We start from the raw sequence: 18,194 nt of genomic DNA on the forward strand, positions 1-18,194 counted from the left end.
TCCTAAATTTTCCATTCTTTAAAAGAGTACGTGAAACGAACAGAAAAAACAATCTTTTTGCCTCTTATAATAAGCACAACTACTTCTTATTTTTTTCTGTAAAATGAATATAACTCGCAATCCATTCTTCCATTGAAATTTTTCCGATCAATTCCCCAATCAGTTCATATGGAATTGTGTTTGGATTAGTAAATCGGATACAACTCTTTCCCATATTTAGTTTTGTTGGAACTACCTTTTGATATTCTTCTTGAAACCATGCCAACAATTCTTTATTTCCCATGATTCCCATATGATACAAAGATAGATGCTTTTTCTGAGCAGCTAAACTAATAAACGGTAATGGTTCGTCCGATCTGCCTAAATATCCTTCTGAAAAAACACTTAGTGGAACAACATAAGTTGGCATCCCATATTGTAAACGTAAGACAAATCCTTCAGGTATATTTTCCGTAATAACATTCGCTAATCTTAAATATGCATCTTGCCATTTTACCTCAATGTTCTCTATATAATTTTGCACTTGATCCATCTTCAGCCCCCCTTTAGTTTAAACGCTTATTTACCAGAGCTATCTGCTCTGTATAATTCTTTAGATTTAACTCCATTTCCCAAAAACTCAATCATTTCATTTTTTTCCTTTGCGTTCTTTAATTTCCTAGCACTATAGATATACCTCGCCTAACTTTTTTTTATCCTAATGTTAGTTGATTGAAGACGATTTTTGCTTCTTTGTGATTTTCAATAAATGATTCTATGGTTGATAAAAAAGAACCATTCGATTAAATTTTAACGTACTATCTGCGATATAGCTATCCTTTTTATCTACATTAAGAGCTGGAAAAATTTCGTCGCGATAGACCATTATTTCCTTCTTGATTTTTATGAATGAAAATGAATACACCACTCCTGACACCATGGTATACTAAATACATCAACCATGAAAAAAGTAGGTAAATACCATGCCCATTATTGAAGACTATATCTCAAACGCACTAGAAAATCGCCAAGCTAAACTAAAATTACTCTATTCGACTATCAAGCAACTTATCCCAGAAGCAACTGAAAAAATGTCTTATGGCATGCCCACCTTCTATTTAAACGGGAATTTAGTTCACTTTGCTAATGTTAGGTTTTATCCAGCACCAACTGCAATCAAAGCATTCAAAAATGAAGTAACAAAATTCACCACAAGTAAAGGTGCCATTCGATTTTTTCTTGATCAGGAGTTACCAATAGAATTGATTGAAAAAATCGTGTTCTTTAGATTAAAAGAAAATACTAAAAAGTAAAAATAGTTATAAAAACAAGTAAAACTTTCTTATAGATTAAAAAAATAAAACTAAGGTTATTCAGTCATTTATAGTAAGTTTTTTTGATTAAGTACCCAGAAATAACTGAACAACTGTTCATTATAGATTTTTTTTGCTATAATATCACGGAATGTATCATTATATTGAGGTGAAGCTTTTGGACAATCAGAATAATTCCCGTAAAACGGAACAACATTCTACTAAAGGACCAGAAAAGAAAAAAATTTTTTTAACTATAAATGTCGTGATTCGTGTACTGCAATCATTATTTGTCTTTGCAGTTGTTGTTCTATTATTAGGAGGCGCTTTAGGCCTTGGGATCGGTATGGGGTATTTTGCTTTTCTGGTTGAAGATACACAACCACCAACAAAAGAAGAACTCCAAACGGAAATTAGTGACATCTCCGAAGTATCCCGAATGACTTATGCTGACGGTACAAATATTGCGATGATCAAATCCGATTTAGTCAGAACAAGAGTTGACTCAGAACACATCTCACCACTCTTGAAAAAGGCGATTATTTCTACCGAGGATGAATACTTTGAAGAACATAAAGGAGTCGTTCCAAAAGCGGTCATCCGAGCGCTCGTTTCTGACGCGACAGGTATAGGCGGTTCATCTGGAGGATCGACGTTAACACAACAGTTAGTCAAACAACAAATCTTGACAGATGAAACAACATTCAAGCGAAAAGCAAATGAGATTCTACTTGCCTACCGTATTGAAAAGTATTTTTCAAAAGATGAAATCGTGACAACATATCTAAATGTTTCTCCTTTTGGTCGTAATAACAAAGGGGAAAATATTGCAGGTGTTGAAGAAGCGGCGAAAGGTTTATTTGGTAAAAATGCCAATGATCTAACACTTCCTCAAGCCGCATTTATTGCAGGTTTACCACAAAGTCCGATCATCTATACGCCATATAGCAATACAGGCGCTTTAAAAGATGACGAGAATATGGCCTATGGCATGAAACGAAAAGATTTTGTTTTATTCAGTATGTATCGTGAAAAAGCCATTACTAAAGAAGAATATGAAGCGGCGAAAAACTATGACTTAAAGCAAGATTTCCAACCACAACAAGAATCTAATCAAAATACTCAAGGCTACTTATATAATGCCGTATTGGAACAAGCAACGAATGTCGTAATGGATATCAATATAGAAAAAGCTGGGGTAAAAAAAGAAACATTAGATGACCTAGGACTTTCTCAATACAAGGATCAAGCTCGAAAGGAAATTCAAAATAGAGGCTATACGATTCAATCAACAATCGATCAAACCGTTTACGATACCATGCAAAATGCTGTTGCAACCTATGGTTATATGTTAGATGATGGGTATGGTGCTGGACTTGTCGAGACTGGGAATGTTTTGATGGACAATAAAACAGGTAGAATTATTGGATTTGTAGCGGGTCGTGACTTCAATGTCAGCCAAAGCAACCATGCATTAGACACCCTCAGACAAGTTGGTTCTACGATTAAACCAATTTCAGTTTATGGCCCTGCTATCGATCAGGGAATGGTTGGTTCAGAGAGTCGCTTAGCCAATTATCCTACGTCATACAGAAGTGGTGATGAGCTAACAAATGCAACAAATTCTGGAACAAACACATTCGATACTGTTCGCCATTCATTAGAGTGGTCGTATAATATTCCTGTCTATCATCTAAATGAAGCGATGAAAGCACAGATGGGCGATGATAATTTTGCTTACAATAACTATCTAAGCAAAATGAATTACCCTGCTAACGATGGATGGGCTTACGAATCAGCGCCTTTAGGTTCTATAGAAGCAACTGTTTTAACTCAAACAAATGGATTTCAAACACTCGCTAATAAAGGGCAATATCAAAAAGGCTATATGATCGATAAGATTACTGATAATAGCGGAAAAGTTATTTATGAACATAAAGATGCACCTGTTCAAGTCTATTCAGAAGCGACGGCATCTATTATGAATGATATGATGCGTTCAGTCTTAGATTCAAAGATAACTACTCCCTTCAAAAATATGATCAATGGTCTTAATCCTGCTTTTGGCAATGTGGATTGGGTCGGTAAAACAGGAACAACCGATGCCTATAAAGATGCTTGGTTAGTTGTTTCAACACCGACTATTACCTTAGGTTCTTGGACAGGTTATGATAACCCAACAGCAATGAGCCCAAATAGTGGTGATCAAAATAGTGCCTACTTAGCAAATTTGGCAAATGCAATCTATTCAGTCAGACCTGATTTATTCGGCGCTGGTGAAAAATTCACGCTTTCAAAAGACGTGATTAAATCAACTGTCTCAAGCTTCACAGGAGAAAAACCAGGTACTTTCACCTATAATGGCGGAACCTATACTGCGCCTGGGCCAAATGTCGAATCCTTCTATGCGAAAGATGGTGCTCCGAAGAGTCAATATAAATTTGGCTATGGTGGATCAGATGCTAACTATAGCGCCTATTGGGGCCGCTATGCAACACCAAAAACGCCTTCCTCTTCAACACCACCTTCTTCTTCTGAGAAAAAAGAAGAAAAGAAGAAAGAGGATGATAAGAAAGAAAATTCTACGCCAACTTCAAGCGGTAATAGTAACTAATAAAAATAAGTCAGCTAAAAAAATAGCTGACTTATTTTTGCGTCTTCACTTTCTAAAATAATAAATAAACACCTAGCCAAAAAGAATCCTTTAACTAGGTGTTTAAAATTTTTATTTAGTTGAACCTTTTTGATCCATTCCATAAGGTAAGGTAACTGTTTTATCTTCGATCTCTTCTTTGTTCATTAATTTCGTTAACAAACGCATTGCTACAGCACCGATATCATATAAAGGTTGTGTCACACTTGAAAGACGCGGACGAGAAACTTCCGTAAGCAGTGAGTTATTGCTTGTGATGATTTCGAATTCTTCTGGTACTTTCACACCAGCATCAATCATTCCGTCCAATAAACCAATTGCTAATTCATCATCTGTCACATAAGCTGCTGTCGCGCCACTATTGCGGATACGTTCAGCTAAAGAGATACCTGCTTTAAACTTATATTCAGCTTCAAAAATCAAGCCTTCATTATAAGATAAGCCATTGTCAGCTAATGCATCTTTATAGCCTTTGATGCGATTTTGACCATTGATAGGATCAATCAATGCGCCACTAACAAAAGCAATTTTTTTATTGCCGTTTTTAGCTAATAGATTTGTAGCATCTTTTGTTGCTTCTGTATAATCAATATTTACGCTACCAACCTGTTCATCTGGATCGATTGAACCAGCTAAAACAACAGGTGTTTTAGAACGTGAAAACTCGCCACGAATTTCATCTGTAATATGGTGTCCCATAAAGATGATTCCATCCACTTGTTTTGCCAACAGATTATTCAATACATTAACTTCTTTTTGATCATTACTGTCAGAGTTTGCCAAAATAATATTATATTTGTACATTGTAGCAACGTCATCGATTCCTCGAGCTAATGAAGCAAAAAAGACATTACTCACGTCAGGTATAATAACTCCTACAGTCGTTGTCTTCTTACTAGCTAAACCACGAGCTACAGCATTGGGACGATAGTCTAAGCGATCAATTACTTCTAACACTTTTTTGCGTGTAGCTGGCTTCACATTGGGATTGCCGTTAACTACACGAGATACAGTCGCCATGGATACATTTGCTTCACGAGCAACATCATAAATAGTAATTGTTTGTTTTTCCATGTTAATTCTCCTAAATATTTATAGTTGTTTTCATTTTCTGAAAACGCTGTTTACATTTCTCACTAAGAATAGCAGAGTTTTTTTATTATTGCAACCGTTTTATCCTATTTTCATGAAAATTTACTCTACATTTCAAAAAGCGCTTTACACAATTTCGTGGTATGATAAAGATAAGTTTTACAGTAATCAGCCTTAACAGAAAGAAGGATATTTATGAATCAAGAAAAAATGAATGAATTAAAAAAATGGATGGCCAACGAGAATATTGACCTCACTTATATTAGTGATCCTGGACATATTGCCTATTTTTCTGGCTACAAAAGTGATCCTCATGAACGAGTGTTAGCTTTATTTATCTCATTAAACCATGATCCTTTTCTATTTACCCCAGCTTTAGAAGTTGAAGATGCTGAAAAAAGCTCATGGTCTTATCCTGTCTATGGATATCTTGATAGTGAAAACCCTTGGGAAAAAATTGCTCAATTGATCAAAAAGAATGGAAATCCAAGTAAAATTGCAACTGAAAAAGACTCTTTAACGGTCAGCCGTTTTGATATTTTAACTAATTATTTTTCAAATAGCGATTTTTCAGCTAGTGTCACTCCAATTATTGAAAAATTACAATTACTTAAAACACCATCTGAAGTAACGAAACTAATGGAAGCTGGGGATTGGGCAGATGTCGCTTTAGAGATTGGCTTCAAAGCCATTAAGGAAGGGGCTAAAGAACAAGAAATTCTCGCTGAAATCGAATATCAGCTGAAACGTCAAGGTATTCGTTCAATGAGCTTTGATACTTTAGTTCTAACTGGAAAAAACGCAGCAAGTCCTCACGGTAATCCTGGAAATACGGCTGTTGCGAAGCAAGACTTGGTTTTATTTGATTTAGGTGTTGTTTATAATGGCTATTGCAGTGACGTTACTCGAACAGTTGCATACAAAGAACCAACTGATTTCCAAAAAGAAATCTATTCAATCGTATTGGAAGCACAATTAAAGGCTATGGATGCGGTTAAACCTGGCGTTACTGCTGGTGAATTAGACGATGTTGCTCGTGGCGTGATCAGTGGTTATGGCTATGGCGACTATTTCAATCATCGTTTGGGTCATGGTATTGGTACTACTGTTCATGAATACCCTTCTTTAGTAACTGGAAATGATTTGGTGATTGAAGAAGGGATGTGCTTCTCAATTGAACCAGGGATTTATATACCTGGAAAAGTCGGTGTACGTATTGAAGACTGTTTACATGTGACTAAAAATGGCTGTGAAGCATTTACAAAAACATCAAAAGAATTAATAATCATCGAATAACAAAAAGCAAAGCCCACATCCTTGTGCGAATGCGGGCTTTGCTTTTTACTGTTATTTACCTTTAACATCTTCAACTGTTTCTTTAACAGCCTTCTTTGTCTCTTTTTTTGCTTCTTCTGCTTTTTCTGGAACATCTTTTGTTGCTTCTTTTGCTTCAGCAACACCTTCTGAAACAGTCTCTTTAGCTTTTTGCGCTGATTCTTTAACATCAATAAAGATATCGTCAGAAGCGTCTTCTGCGATGTCACCTAATTCATCGACTTGATCGTTTACATCTTGCGCTGTCTTTTTAAAACGATCAGACAAATCATCTGTTTGTTTTTTGAACGATTCTAAAACTGTATCTGAAACGCCTTGCGCCTTGTCTAATGAATCTTTTGTCTTATCTTTAACATTTCCAGCTAAATCACCTGCTTGTTCACCTAGCACGCTAGCTTTTTCTTTAGCAATCGATGATAACTCAGAACCTTTTTGCACAGCGTAATCTGTATAATCCGTTGCTTTTTCTTTAAAATCATCTGCTTGATTTGCTAGATCTTCACGTAACTCTTTACCTGATTTTGGTGCCAACAAAAGTGCTGCTACTGCCGCTGCTGTTCCACCAATAATTGCTCCTATAAAAAATCCGCCTTTTTTCGCCATGTTTATTCCTCCATTATCTTTTATTATTTTATTGTTTCACTTGTTTTGGGTGATTTTTTGGACGGAATGCTCTAAATGCCGCTCCGCCTACTTTACTGACGACACCAGCTTTAGCTGTCGTCTTTCCGACTGCCCCTACTTTTCCAAGTAAATTTCTGCTAGAAAAGTTTAATTCGGAAACACTTTCACTTAACTCTGCCACTGCTTCGAACAATGGGTCAATCGTCGCAACTTTTTTATTAACATCATCTAGCAACTCATTACTTTTCACTAAAAGTCCCTCGACTTGCCTAGATAAAATATCAACATCTTTCGTTACAACCTCAATCGTTTTATTTGCTTCATCAACCGTAGTAGTAACTTTCTCTACAGTCTTACTAATTTTCATCAATACTAAAACAATAAATACCACTAATACAGCAAACGCTACTGCAGCGATAATCGCTGCAACCTCTCCACCTGTCATCTTTTTGCTCCTTCCATCAGTTATTCCATATTCTTAGAATAACACCAACTGATCTTTTTCACAAATTATTCAGTTAACCTTGTTATCTTAAGTATAATTTACAGCGCTAAATTTTATAAAAAAGGGGACGTGGGACAAAAGTAAAATCACTTTTGTTTCACACCCTAGATACGAATAAACGGTGGAAGCAAAAGCAATCACTACACTACGCTTCGATCACATCAAATTCTAAGTGCTAAAGCACTAAGATTTGAAGGCTTCGGAAATAAGCTGAAATTCACAAAAATTTGAGAAACAATTTTCGTGAATTCCTTCTTATTGCTGTAAAACACAACGAAGTATGAGTTGATGTTGCACAGTACCTACGTGGTTCTCGGGATTAAACGCTTCTGTCCCAGCATCCTTCAAATGAAAAAATCCTAAAAAACTTTAGCTTAGTTCTTTTTTTGAGTATCTTCTTTAGCAAGTTCAGCACCCAACTCAATAATATACTCACGTAAGTTGTCCTTCACTTCAGGGTGAACCAATCCATATTCAATACTTGTTTTCATAAAACCAAACTTGTCTCCTACATCATAACGTTTGCCCGTAAATTCTCTAGCAAATACACGTTGAGTCTTGTTCAAAGTGTCAATAGCATCTGTTAATTGAATTTCACCACCAGCTCCTGGTTCTTGTGATTCCAACACGTGGAAAATTTCAGGTGTTAACAAGTAACGACCGATAATCGCTAGATCACTAGGCGCTTCTTCTGGTGTTGGTTTCTCAACAAAATTATTTACATTATACAAGCCTTTTGACACTTCTGCCTCTGGATTAATAATACCATATTTCGATGTTTCTTCATGAGGAACCTTCATTACAGCAATCGTTGACGCATGTGTCTCATCATAATCGTTCATCAATTGTTTAGATAATGGGATTTTATCTTCCATGATATCATCACCCAGCATAACAACAAATGGTTCATTTCCAACAAATGCTTTTGCTTGTAATACAGCATGTCCTAATCCCTTTGGATGAGATTGACGAATAAAATGAAGATTAACATCAGTTGTTTCTTCCACTAATTTTAATAGATCTGTTTTATTTTTTTCACGAAGATTGCTCTCTAATTCGAAGTTTGCATCAAAATGATCTTCAATTGGACGCTTTGCTTTGCCAGTAACAATCAAAATATCTTCGATTCCTGCTGCCAATGCTTCTTCAACAATAAATTGTATCGTTGGTTTATCTACGATTGGAAGCATTTCTTTTGCCATCGCTTTAGTTGCTGGTAAAAATCTTGTTCCCAGCCCAGCTGCTGGAATAACTGCTTTTTTTACTTTCATGCCAATTGGCCTCCTAAAATTATATAGAAAATTCGTTTTCTGTCTTACCGTCACGTAGCATAATCTCTTTTGCCGCTTGTTTTACATCTTGACCTTCATACAGGACGTTATATATCGCTTCTGTGATTGGCATATCGACATCTAACTGTTGCGACAGCTCATAGGCCGCCTTAGTTGTTGAGACGCCTTCGACGATCATTCCCATGTTTTCAAGAACTTCATCTAGACTGTGTCCTTTTCCTAAGAGATTTCCAGCTCGCCAGTTACGAGAGTGAACACTTGTACAAGTAACAATCAAGTCTCCTACTCCACTTAACCCAATAAAAGTTAAAGGATTTGCTCCCATCGCTACACCTAAACGACTGATTTCAGCTAACCCACGTGTCATAATTGCAGCTTTCGCATCATCTCCAAATCCTAAGCCACGAATTGCACCTGCACCTAAAGCAATAATATTTTTCAGTGCAGCGCCTGTTTCGACACCAATTACATCGTCATTTGTATAGATTCTAAAATAATCATTCATAAATAAAGACTGAACATAAGTTGCCTCAGCGATCGTCTCGCTTGCAGCAGTTATTGTTGTAATGTCATGAACAGCAACTTCTTCTGCATGGCTTGGGCCTGATAACACAACCACACCACTTCTTTTATTCGTTGGAATTTCTTCCATTAAAACTTCAGATATTCGTTTATGACTCCCTTGCTCCAATCCTTTACTAGCATGTATAATTAACGGTTGATTCTTACATTTCTCCGTAAACTCTTGTGCAACCGTTCGAATCGCTTTCGTTGGAACAACAAACAAGACTGCATCTGCATCTTGAATACATTCCTCTAATGACAATTTCCCTTTAATCGATTCTGGGATAACCAAATCAGGCAGATAATGATGATTGGTATGGTGCTTGTTGATTTCATCAATTTGTGCTTCATTATGTCCCCAGATACGAACTTCATGACCATTTTCTGCTAAAACCTGTGCCAATGCAGTTCCCCATGATCCGGGACCTAAAACAGCAACTTTTTGTTTCATTGGTGAAAATCTCCTTTCAAAATAAGAAAAGCTGAATAAACTTGTCAGCTGTGACTGAAAGATAGGAAAAATTAATTGAGTCGTTCTTTGACTCCTTTAATTCTTATCTTCTTTCCGAAGAGCTAGTTGATGACGCTAGATCATAACATCTCCATAAACCTTTCAAATACTCCACTTACGATTTCTTTAAATAACTAGCTTTTTAACTTTCATACTCACTTACCATTTTACCATAGCTATGTTGAAAAAGGCAGTTCTAAACTGCCTTTTTTGACGTTCCTTTATCACGATCGTAAAATTTTATAGTTCCTGTTTTACGACGAATGATCACAAGTAAAATTGCACCGAAAAATAACACCAGGGAAACTACTTGTGACACTCGAATACTTCCGAAGGCATATAAACTATCTGTCCGCATCCCTTCAATAAAGAAACGGCCGAAAGCGTACCAGATAATATAGCCGAAGAATACTTCGCCTTCTTTTAAGAAATTTTTCTTTTTCCTTAAAACAATCAACACAATAAACCCTAAAACATTCCAGATAGATTCATATAAAAAAGTTGGTTGGTGATATGTTCCGTCGATATTCATATTGTCGATAATAAACTTCGGTAAATGCAATCCTTCTAAAAATGTCCGTGTAGTAGCTGGCCCATATGCTTCATGATTCATAAAATTACCCCAGCGCCCGATTGCTTGCGCTAAAATAACACTTGGTGCTGCAATATCCAAAAATGTCCAAGTGGAAATAAATCGATGTCTTGTAAAGAAAAACAATGCGATTCCTCCACCAATCAGCCCACCATATATTGCTAGTCCACCATTTCTGGTCAAAATAATTTCAATTGGGTTATCAACATAATCTTGCCATTGAAAAATCACATAATACAAACGAGCACCAATAATTGCACTTGGTAAGCCCCACAACATAAAGTCGATCACATCATCTTCTTTCAAGCCAACTCGAACGGCTTCTCTACTACTTAGCCAAACAGCTAGCACGATTCCTGAAACAATAATAACTGCATACCAGTATACGGATATTCCAAAAAAATTAAACGCCACTGGATTTACTTGTCCTAACATTTGGCTTCCTCCTAATTTAAAAGTGAAAAGGGCTCGTTTAGCTCTGAATGAAAAATAGAAAAATATGAGCGTGATGTTCTTTACCACAATCAGATTTTATCTTTTTTCCAAAAAGCTAACCCGCATAGCTAGATAACATTAAAAGCGAAGCGGGCTCGTTTAGCTCTGAATGAAAAATAGAAAAATATGAGCGTGGTGTTCTTTACCACAATCAGATTTTGTCTTTTTCCGAAGAACTAGCCCGCATAGCTAGATAACCCCTGAATTTTCCTCTATCAATCGTGTCAACCGTTCTTCAAATGACTTAGTTGCATCATATCCCATCGTTTTCGCACGGAAATTCATTGCAGCCACTTCAATAATAATTGCCACGTTCCGCCCTGTTTTAACAGGAATACGAATTTGAGGAACATCCACGTTAGCAATTTCGACCATCGCATCATCTGACCCTAAACGGTCATATTTCTTGTCTTTTTCCCATGCTTCTAAATAAACAACTAGTTGAACCTGCATAAAGCCGCGGACAGCACTCGCGCCAAATAAATTCATCACATCAATGATTCCAATGCCTCGAATCTCAATCAAATGCTGTAAAATTTTAGGTGGTTCACCCACAACGGTTAATTCATCTTGCTGATAAACATCTACTCGGTCATCTGCAATCAAACGGTGTCCACGCTTGATCAACTCTAATGCTGTCTCACTTTTACCAATACCGCTATCACCTTGAATCAAGACACCAAGTCCATAAACATCAACCAAAACACCATGTACGCTAGTTCTTGCTGCTAATCGACTATCGAGATAACTTGATAATTCTCCTAACAAACGCGATGTAGAGATTGGCGAACGTAAAACAGCCAAGCCTTTTTCTTTTGCTGCTTGCACCATTTCATCAGGTGCTTCCAGACCTCTAGAAATAATAAAAGCAGGCGTGTCCTTCTCACACAACCGACGCATCACCATCAATCGTTCTTCTGGTATCATACGTTCAGAAAATGTAATCTCCTTGCTACCAAATAGCTGTAAACGATTATGAGGATAATAATTAAAATATCCAGTCAATTCCAATCCCGGACGGGAAATATCTCCTGTTGTGATTTCTCTATTTAAACTTTCTTCATCGCCATAAACGACTTCTAAAGAAAGCTTTTCTACCAGTTGATGAATTTTTACAACTTCTTCCATCTTTATCATTCATTCCTTTCCAGTTTCCTACTCGTTCCATTTTATCATTTCATGTGGGAAGTTTCTAGCTATTAGGAATATTGTCTTTGTTTTGTTTGTGTTCTCACTGATAAATTTTTTCTGGGTCTTATTTTTATTCAAAAATTGTGCTGCCTATTTATTCCTAGTTAACGATTGACTATCCCCAATTAATTTGTATACTTAATTTGTATTACCGTATCCAGCCAAAAACAATCAATTGGATGTGTTTCTTATGAACGATAATTTAAAAGAGCAAGTAAGACATCTCCCTTTAACCCCAGGTGTTTATTTGATGAAAGATAAACACGGAACAGTTATATATGTAGGCAAAGCAAAAAAATTACGAGAACGCGTTAGTAGCTATTTTAGGAAGAACAACCAACATTCAAGTAAAACAATCCGAATGATTCGACAACTATCTGATTTTGAGGTTCTTGAAGTAGATACTGAACTTGATGCACTATTATTAGAATGTCATTTAATTCAAAAATACCGCCCAATCTATAATCGGCAAATGAATTCTTTTGAACAATATAAATACATTGAGATCAATACTGAACAACCAGAAATTTCAATCAATATACGTACTGTTCCCACGAAAAAAAATTGCTTCGGGCCTTTTTCAACAAACAGAAAATTGTCAGAACTAAAACAAATATTAGAAAACCTATACGGATTAAACCAAACGAATGATTGGCAACACTCATTCTCTGAGAGTTCCACATCTCTACTTGACTCAAAAACAATTTCTACAGAATTACTTGAGGCATTTACGCTAAATAATCAGATGCCCCAAAATCGTTTAGAAACAAAAATGATTTTAGCGTCTGAAAACCAGTCATTTGAAAAAGCGTTAAAGTTACGAGAAGATTGGCAATTTATTACACGTTTTTTCAATCAAAATAAAAAATTGATTTTAGCCTCTCAAACGAATTGGCAACTTTTAATTATTCCAATTCAATCGAAAATAAAATATTATTTGATCTATCAAGGACTTGTTGTAAGTAGTCGAACACTGACCAAACGAACTGCCACTAAATATACACCGAATGAACTTGCCAAAAAAATTCTTCCTAAAAATAAGCCTGATACTATTTACCCATTTTCCAAACAACAAGTCGATTTTATCACTATTTTATATAGCTATATTCATTATCATAAAGAATGTCAACTAGTGGAACTTACTGATCCATTTGTATAAAAATAAGGATAAAACCCAGAACGTTAAGTTGGGTTTTATCCTTATTCACTATATTTATCTAAATTACGTTCACTAACGATCATATTGACTAAAGACATAATCACTGCCATTAGAATCGCTGCTCCAAAGCTTGAAAAACCAAAGTTCATTTCTCCAACGAATGAAGACGTCATCTTCAATATGGCTGCATTCACAATAAAGCTAAACAAACCAAAAGTAAGTAAAGTAAATGGAAGGGATAAAATCGTCAACACTGGTTTTACTAACATATTCAATATGGAGAGCACAAATGCTGCGATCACCGCCATCCAAATACTTCTTACGAAAATCATATTTGGAAAAATCACAGAGACTGAAACGAATGTCAACGTATTAACAATCAAACGTTGAAAATAGGTCATTAGAAGTCACTCCAGTCATCATCATCAACTTTCTCAGCTTGTTTTCTTTGTTTTTGTGAGTTTGCATATGGATTTGGATTACGTGTATTTCTATTATACGGATTTTTATTTCCATAATTGTCGTAATTTCTACTTCTTCCAGAAGGAAGCAATACAGCTAACGCAATGTATAGTAAGAATCCTGGAAATCCTGCAGAGAAAATTGCAAGAATAACATAAATCACACGTACTATGGTAGGATCAACACCGATCCACTCAGCAATCCCTGCTAAACTTCCTGTTAATACCACATTATTAGGAGATTTTGTCAATTGTTTTTTCATCTCTTTTCACCTCTCATCTTAAAAATTATACACTAGAATAGATAGTGAGACAAAAGTTTTTTCAACTGAAAAAACTAGATTGTTTCCTGTTCTACCATTCTTTTATTTGTTTTCCTTGATCAAAAGTTAAGAGTTGTTCTCTTAACTTTTGTTCGAAGAATGGACACTTTTTGTCGATTCATTGTTCTACACATTTATTTATCTGTGTCTTTTAAATAAATGTTTCCTGTTGTTGTAGAAGCATTGATTTGAGCCATATCATCATCATTTAAACGTCTAAATTGTAATAATTGATTGGTTCTTTCTTTCTTTTCACGAATCACTTCGTAATCACTTAATCGGCTATTGATGCTGCCTAAACTTGTTTTGACTGTCCCTTCGATACCAAGTTCATTTGGTAAAGCAATCTTTACATTGCCATTAACAGAACTTGCTTCTACTTTACGTAGTGTATTTTCTTTGGCAGTGATACGAACATCACCATTGATTAATGAAACTCCGATTGTTTGTGGTGTTGCAGTGATTGTTACAGTCCCATTGACTGTTTCAATGATATTATCTAAAATTTCTCCATCTAAGACTTTGATATCGCCATTTACACCTTCAATTTCAAGCATTGTTGCATCAATTTTATTAAATGTGATTGACCCATTTGTTGATTTAGCATAAACATCTTTTGCCTTTAATGATTCGATTGTTACGTTTCCGTTTAATAGTTTAATGGATACATGATCAAATGTACGTTCTGGTAAGTAGAAAATCAGGTCTGCCCGAACACGTTTGTTTGGAATTTGGAAGGAAATCACTTCATCATCCACATCGATTTGACTTCTTTCTAAGAAAGCTTCAAGTGGGGTTTCAGCATCCATTTTACCATACAGTTTGATTTTTCCTTCTACTTTAACATCTGGCTGATCCCAAGTTTTAAATACGATATTTCCGTTTGCTACTTTGACATCAATCAAACTCGCAAGAGGAGAGGGATAATTAAATTCATGTTCAAATTTTGTTGTAGCAACACCAGGAACTTTAAAACTAACATCTTTCCATTCCATGTTATCATTCATTGTTTCTGAGAATGAGTTAAATGTTTTCTTCAAGAATGAGCCTAATTGAGATCCTGCTTCACTCATTTTTTCTCCGACTTGATTGATTGTGTCTGTGGCTTGATCTTTCCAATCATCTGGAATATCAAATTTTGATGCAACTCGATCTTTTGTACCAGACCATTGTTCTTTGCGAATATTCTTCAATTCAGCTTCTAACGCGATTTTTTCTTGCGTGCGTTCATCTAAAGAATCTTCTAATGACTTAATTTCTGTTTCAAGTGATGTTCTTAACGCTAAATCTTCGTTTGTTAATTCGCTTAATTCTTCTTTAGTGTTTAATTCCATCAATTTTTCTTGTGCTTCTTTGATTTCTTCTTTAACGCCAGCAATTTCAGCATTGATTTCATCTAGTTCAACGGAAGCACGATTTGCTTCTGTCGCTAGATCATCTAGAATTTTTTCTAAACGTTCATGATCTTGCGCTTCTTTTGCTTTGACATCTTCATCAGAAACTTCTGATTCTACTGTATCTTCTTTTTGATTTTCTAACTTATTTAATAAATCTACGACTTTGTCATTTTCTTTTGTATCAACCATTGGATTTGTTACGTTTACTTGGTCGGCAGCTTTTTTGATTTGTTTTTCATCTTTTTCTGTCGCCATATTTTCTAATAAGACTAAAGCTTCCTCTGAAGATAGGATACCTTTTTTAACTAAGTCTAATACTCTTTCTCTTTCTTTCATGGAAATTGCCTCCTTAGCAAATTTTTCACCCGAGGGTGTTTTCCTTATGTACCTATTATGCCTTCTTTTTAGTTGTTTGTCATAGGACTTAAGAATGAATTTTTGGTAGTCCTAAAGGGTAACTCGTCATTTATTTTAATTTTCGAATCATATAATAGGTAGAAAGTCGTATTATATCAAAAAAAAGATAGGATAAAACTCTACGAGTCACATCCCATCCTCTTATATTCAACATGAAACTCGCACTTTTTACTTATTTTGACTAATTGTGAATTTCACGATAAATCAACTTACTTTCTGGAACGTCTGATCCGAGACGAATGTTCTCTTTGATCATCGTTACAACATCCTCAACCTCTTCTCGATTAGCAAAGATCGTGACTAAACTTTCTCCTTTTTTCACTTGATCGCCGACTTTTTTTCTTAGGACTAAACCAACCGCCAAGTCGATGTCATCTTCTTTTGTTTCTCTACCTGCACCAAGTTTCATCGCAGCTACCCCAATATTATCAGCAACTATCTCAGAAACGAAACCGTCTGAATCAGAAATAACTTCTATTTCGAAGTTTGCTTGCGGCAACAGCTTCGGGTCATCTACCCATGCAGGATTACCACCTTGATTTTTGATGAATTGTTTAAATTTAACCAGAGCTGAACCGTCTGTGATAACTCCTTGCAAGAGCTCTCTCGCTTTAACTAAAGAATCAGTCTTGCCAGCAAGGACAACCATTTGGCTTCCTAATGTTAAGACTAGCTCAGTTAGATCTTCTGGTCCATTGCCTTGTAAAGTGTCAATCGCTTCTTGCACTTCCAATGAATTCCCGATCGCATTTCCCAAAGGTTGAGACATATCGGAAATAATCGCCATTGTATTTCTACCTACTAAATTGCCAATTCTCACCATTGCTGAAGCGAGTTCTGCCGCATCTTCCTCGGTTTTCATAAAGGCTCCTGCCCCCGTCTTTACATCTAAAACAATCGCATCAGCACCGGCTGCAATTTTTTTACTCATGATCGAGCTTGCAATCAACGGAATTGAACTAACAGTGGCAGTTACATCTCTTAAAGCATATAACTTTTTATCAGCTGGCGTTAAGTTACCAGATTGACCGATTACTGATATCTTGTCTCGATTGACCATCTCAGTAAATTCTTCATCTGTCAGTTCCACATGAAAACCAGCAAAAGCTTCTAGCTTATCAATCGTACCACCTGTATGGCCTAAACCGCGTCCTGACATTTTTGCAAATGGAATATCAAGAGCCGCCACAAGAGGCGCTAAAACTAAGGTTGTTGTATCACCAACACCACCAGTTGAATGTTTATCCACTTTAATTCCCTCGATATTCGATAAATCAATCACATCACCAGAATGAACCATTGCCAATGTTAAATTAGCTCTTTCTTCATCTGACATATCTTGAAAATATACAGCCATTAAAAAGGCACTTGCCTGATAATCTGGAATCGTACCATTTGTTAAACCATTAATAAAGAATTCAATTTCGTCTTTACTTAATTCTTTACCGTTTCTTTTTTTTTCAATAATATCTACCATTCTCATAGTTTGGGCCTCGCGTTCTCCAATTATTTATATTTTTTAATAGCCATCGGTTGTATTTTTGCTTGTTTCATCCACAATAGCCACACTTGAACTTGCACCTAATCTTGAAGCCCCTGCATGAATCATTGCTTTAGCATCTTCTGCCGTCCGAACACCACCAGAGGCTTTTACTCCGATATCTGGCCCTACGGTTTTACGCATCAACGCAATATCCTTGATTGTAGCACCACCAGTTGAAAAACCAGTTGATGTTTTTACAAAATCAGCTCCTGCTTGAACCGATAGTTTTGATGCTAACGCAATTTCTCTGTCCGTCAATAAACAAGTTTCTAGAATCACTTTAATTAGTGCTTTACCTTGAGCAGCCTTCACAACGGCTTCAATATCTTTTAAAACAATGTCGTCATTTCCTGATTTCAGCGCGCCAACATTGATGACCATATCAACCTCTGTTGCACCATTTTTGATGGCATCTTCTGTCTCAAATGCTTTTGTAGCTGTTGTATTTGCACCTAAAGGAAATCCAATAACTGTACATACCTCAACAGTAGTCCCAGCTAATTCTTTACTGGCTAAAGAAACCCAGTAAGGATTCACACATACCGATGCGAATTCATATTTTTTAGCCTCTTCTATCAAGGCGAATAGAGCGTCCTCATTTGCTTCTGGTTTTAGTAATGTGTGATCGATCATTTTGTTTACGTTCATTGTACTCTCCCTTTCAGAAAATCCGTTCTTAACGATTGAAATTCCGTTCAAATAAAATTTTTATAAAAGAGTAGAAATAACCTCTACTCCGATTTAGTAG

17 protein-coding genes are annotated in these 18,194 nt (G+C 36.0%); 4 read left to right on the forward strand and 13 right to left on the reverse strand.

Annotated elements, in window-relative coordinates; all coding sequences use genetic code 11:
* Positions 1–79 precede the first annotated feature (79 nt).
* The gene (locus AC1PU0_RS10880) at positions 80–532 is read right to left on the reverse strand and encodes a DUF1801 domain-containing protein (RefSeq protein ID WP_206848169.1); all 453 of its coding nucleotides are present in this window, start codon (positions 530–532) and stop codon (positions 80–82) included.
* A gap of 430 nt (positions 533–962) precedes the next feature.
* Here AC1PU0_RS10880 and AC1PU0_RS10885 point away from each other — a divergent pair, with 430 nt between their 5' ends.
* Both AC1PU0_RS10885 and AC1PU0_RS10890 read left to right on the forward strand, forming a co-directional pair.
* Entirely contained in the window at positions 963–1,292 is a 330-nt protein-coding gene (locus tag AC1PU0_RS10885) for an iron chaperone (protein ID WP_206848168.1), read from the forward strand.
* 151 nt (positions 1,293–1,443) lie between these two features.
* On the forward strand, positions 1,444–3,906 hold the full coding sequence (locus tag AC1PU0_RS10890) for a transglycosylase domain-containing protein (RefSeq protein WP_069655611.1): 2,463 nt from the start codon (positions 1,444–1,446) through the stop codon (positions 3,904–3,906).
* A 111-nt stretch (positions 3,907–4,017) separates the two neighbouring features.
* On the opposite strand, the gene ccpA is transcribed toward AC1PU0_RS10890, so the two are convergent.
* A complete protein-coding gene (ccpA, locus tag AC1PU0_RS10895) occupies positions 4,018–5,019 on the reverse strand; it encodes a catabolite control protein A (RefSeq protein ID WP_069655610.1) in 1,002 nt (333 codons plus the stop codon).
* Positions 5,020–5,232: 213 nt separating this feature from the next.
* Here ccpA and AC1PU0_RS10900 point away from each other — a divergent pair, with 213 nt between their 5' ends.
* Positions 5,233–6,333, forward strand: a complete 1,101-nt coding sequence (locus AC1PU0_RS10900) for an aminopeptidase P family protein (protein ID WP_111247148.1) — start codon at positions 5,233–5,235, stop codon at positions 6,331–6,333.
* A 51-nt stretch (positions 6,334–6,384) separates the two neighbouring features.
* Here AC1PU0_RS10900 and AC1PU0_RS10905 read toward each other — a convergent pair whose 3' ends face one another.
* The 6 genes from AC1PU0_RS10905 to hprK all read right to left on the reverse strand — a co-directional run bounded on the left by AC1PU0_RS10905 (position 6,385) and on the right by hprK (position 12,083).
* Positions 6,385–6,975 carry a YtxH domain-containing protein gene (locus tag AC1PU0_RS10905; protein ID WP_206848166.1) on the reverse strand — a complete coding sequence of 197 codons (591 nt, stop codon included), beginning with the start codon at positions 6,973–6,975 and terminating at the stop codon, positions 6,385–6,387.
* A 28-nt stretch (positions 6,976–7,003) separates the two neighbouring features.
* Complete coding sequence (locus tag AC1PU0_RS10910) at positions 7,004–7,441, reverse strand: DUF948 domain-containing protein (RefSeq protein WP_069655607.1); 438 nt, start codon at positions 7,439–7,441, stop codon at positions 7,004–7,006.
* 434 nt (positions 7,442–7,875) lie between these two features.
* Positions 7,876–8,772 carry a UTP--glucose-1-phosphate uridylyltransferase GalU gene (galU, locus tag AC1PU0_RS10915; protein ID WP_069655606.1) on the reverse strand — a complete coding sequence of 299 codons (897 nt, stop codon included), beginning with the start codon at positions 8,770–8,772 and terminating at the stop codon, positions 7,876–7,878.
* A gap of 19 nt (positions 8,773–8,791) precedes the next feature.
* The gene (locus AC1PU0_RS10920; RefSeq protein WP_206848165.1) at positions 8,792–9,808 is read right to left on the reverse strand and encodes an NAD(P)H-dependent glycerol-3-phosphate dehydrogenase; all 1,017 of its coding nucleotides are present in this window, start codon (positions 9,806–9,808) and stop codon (positions 8,792–8,794) included.
* Positions 9,809–10,064: 256 nt separating this feature from the next.
* Positions 10,065–10,895 (reverse strand): prolipoprotein diacylglyceryl transferase, encoded by an 831-nt coding sequence (lgt, locus tag AC1PU0_RS10925; protein WP_069655604.1) that lies wholly within the window; start codon positions 10,893–10,895, stop codon positions 10,065–10,067.
* A gap of 249 nt (positions 10,896–11,144) precedes the next feature.
* Positions 11,145–12,083, reverse strand: coding sequence for an HPr(Ser) kinase/phosphatase (gene hprK, locus AC1PU0_RS10930; RefSeq protein ID WP_206848203.1), 939 nt, complete (start codon positions 12,081–12,083; stop codon positions 11,145–11,147).
* Between the two features lie 253 nt (positions 12,084–12,336).
* Here hprK and AC1PU0_RS10935 point away from each other — a divergent pair, with 253 nt between their 5' ends.
* Positions 12,337–13,305 carry a GIY-YIG nuclease family protein gene (locus tag AC1PU0_RS10935; RefSeq protein ID WP_206848164.1) on the forward strand — a complete coding sequence of 323 codons (969 nt, stop codon included), beginning with the start codon at positions 12,337–12,339 and terminating at the stop codon, positions 13,303–13,305.
* Between the two features lie 41 nt (positions 13,306–13,346).
* Here the strand turns inward: AC1PU0_RS10935 and AC1PU0_RS10940 are convergent, their stop codons facing one another.
* From AC1PU0_RS10940 to deoC, 5 genes are all read right to left on the reverse strand, one after another.
* Positions 13,347–13,706, reverse strand: a complete 360-nt coding sequence (locus AC1PU0_RS10940; RefSeq protein ID WP_206848163.1) for a phage holin family protein — start codon at positions 13,704–13,706, stop codon at positions 13,347–13,349.
* Positions 13,706–14,029 (reverse strand): PspC domain-containing protein, encoded by a 324-nt coding sequence (locus tag AC1PU0_RS10945; protein ID WP_069655600.1) that lies wholly within the window; start codon positions 14,027–14,029, stop codon positions 13,706–13,708. Before AC1PU0_RS10945 ends, AC1PU0_RS10940 begins: the two co-directional genes overlap by 1 nt.
* Positions 14,030–14,223: 194 nt before the next feature.
* Positions 14,224–15,822 (reverse strand): daptomycin-sensing surface protein LiaX, encoded by a 1,599-nt coding sequence (liaX, locus tag AC1PU0_RS10950; protein WP_111247356.1) that lies wholly within the window; start codon positions 15,820–15,822, stop codon positions 14,224–14,226.
* A 262-nt stretch (positions 15,823–16,084) separates the two neighbouring features.
* Entirely contained in the window at positions 16,085–17,386 is a 1,302-nt protein-coding gene (locus AC1PU0_RS10955; protein WP_206848162.1) for a pyrimidine-nucleoside phosphorylase, read from the reverse strand.
* 36 nt (positions 17,387–17,422) lie between these two features.
* Positions 17,423–18,094, reverse strand: coding sequence for a deoxyribose-phosphate aldolase (deoC, locus tag AC1PU0_RS10960; RefSeq protein WP_111247354.1), 672 nt, complete (start codon positions 18,092–18,094; stop codon positions 17,423–17,425).
* Positions 18,095–18,194 lie beyond the last annotated feature (100 nt).

The sequence above is a fragment of the Enterococcus sp. XAF26B05_ASV22 genome (assembly GCF_056727285.1).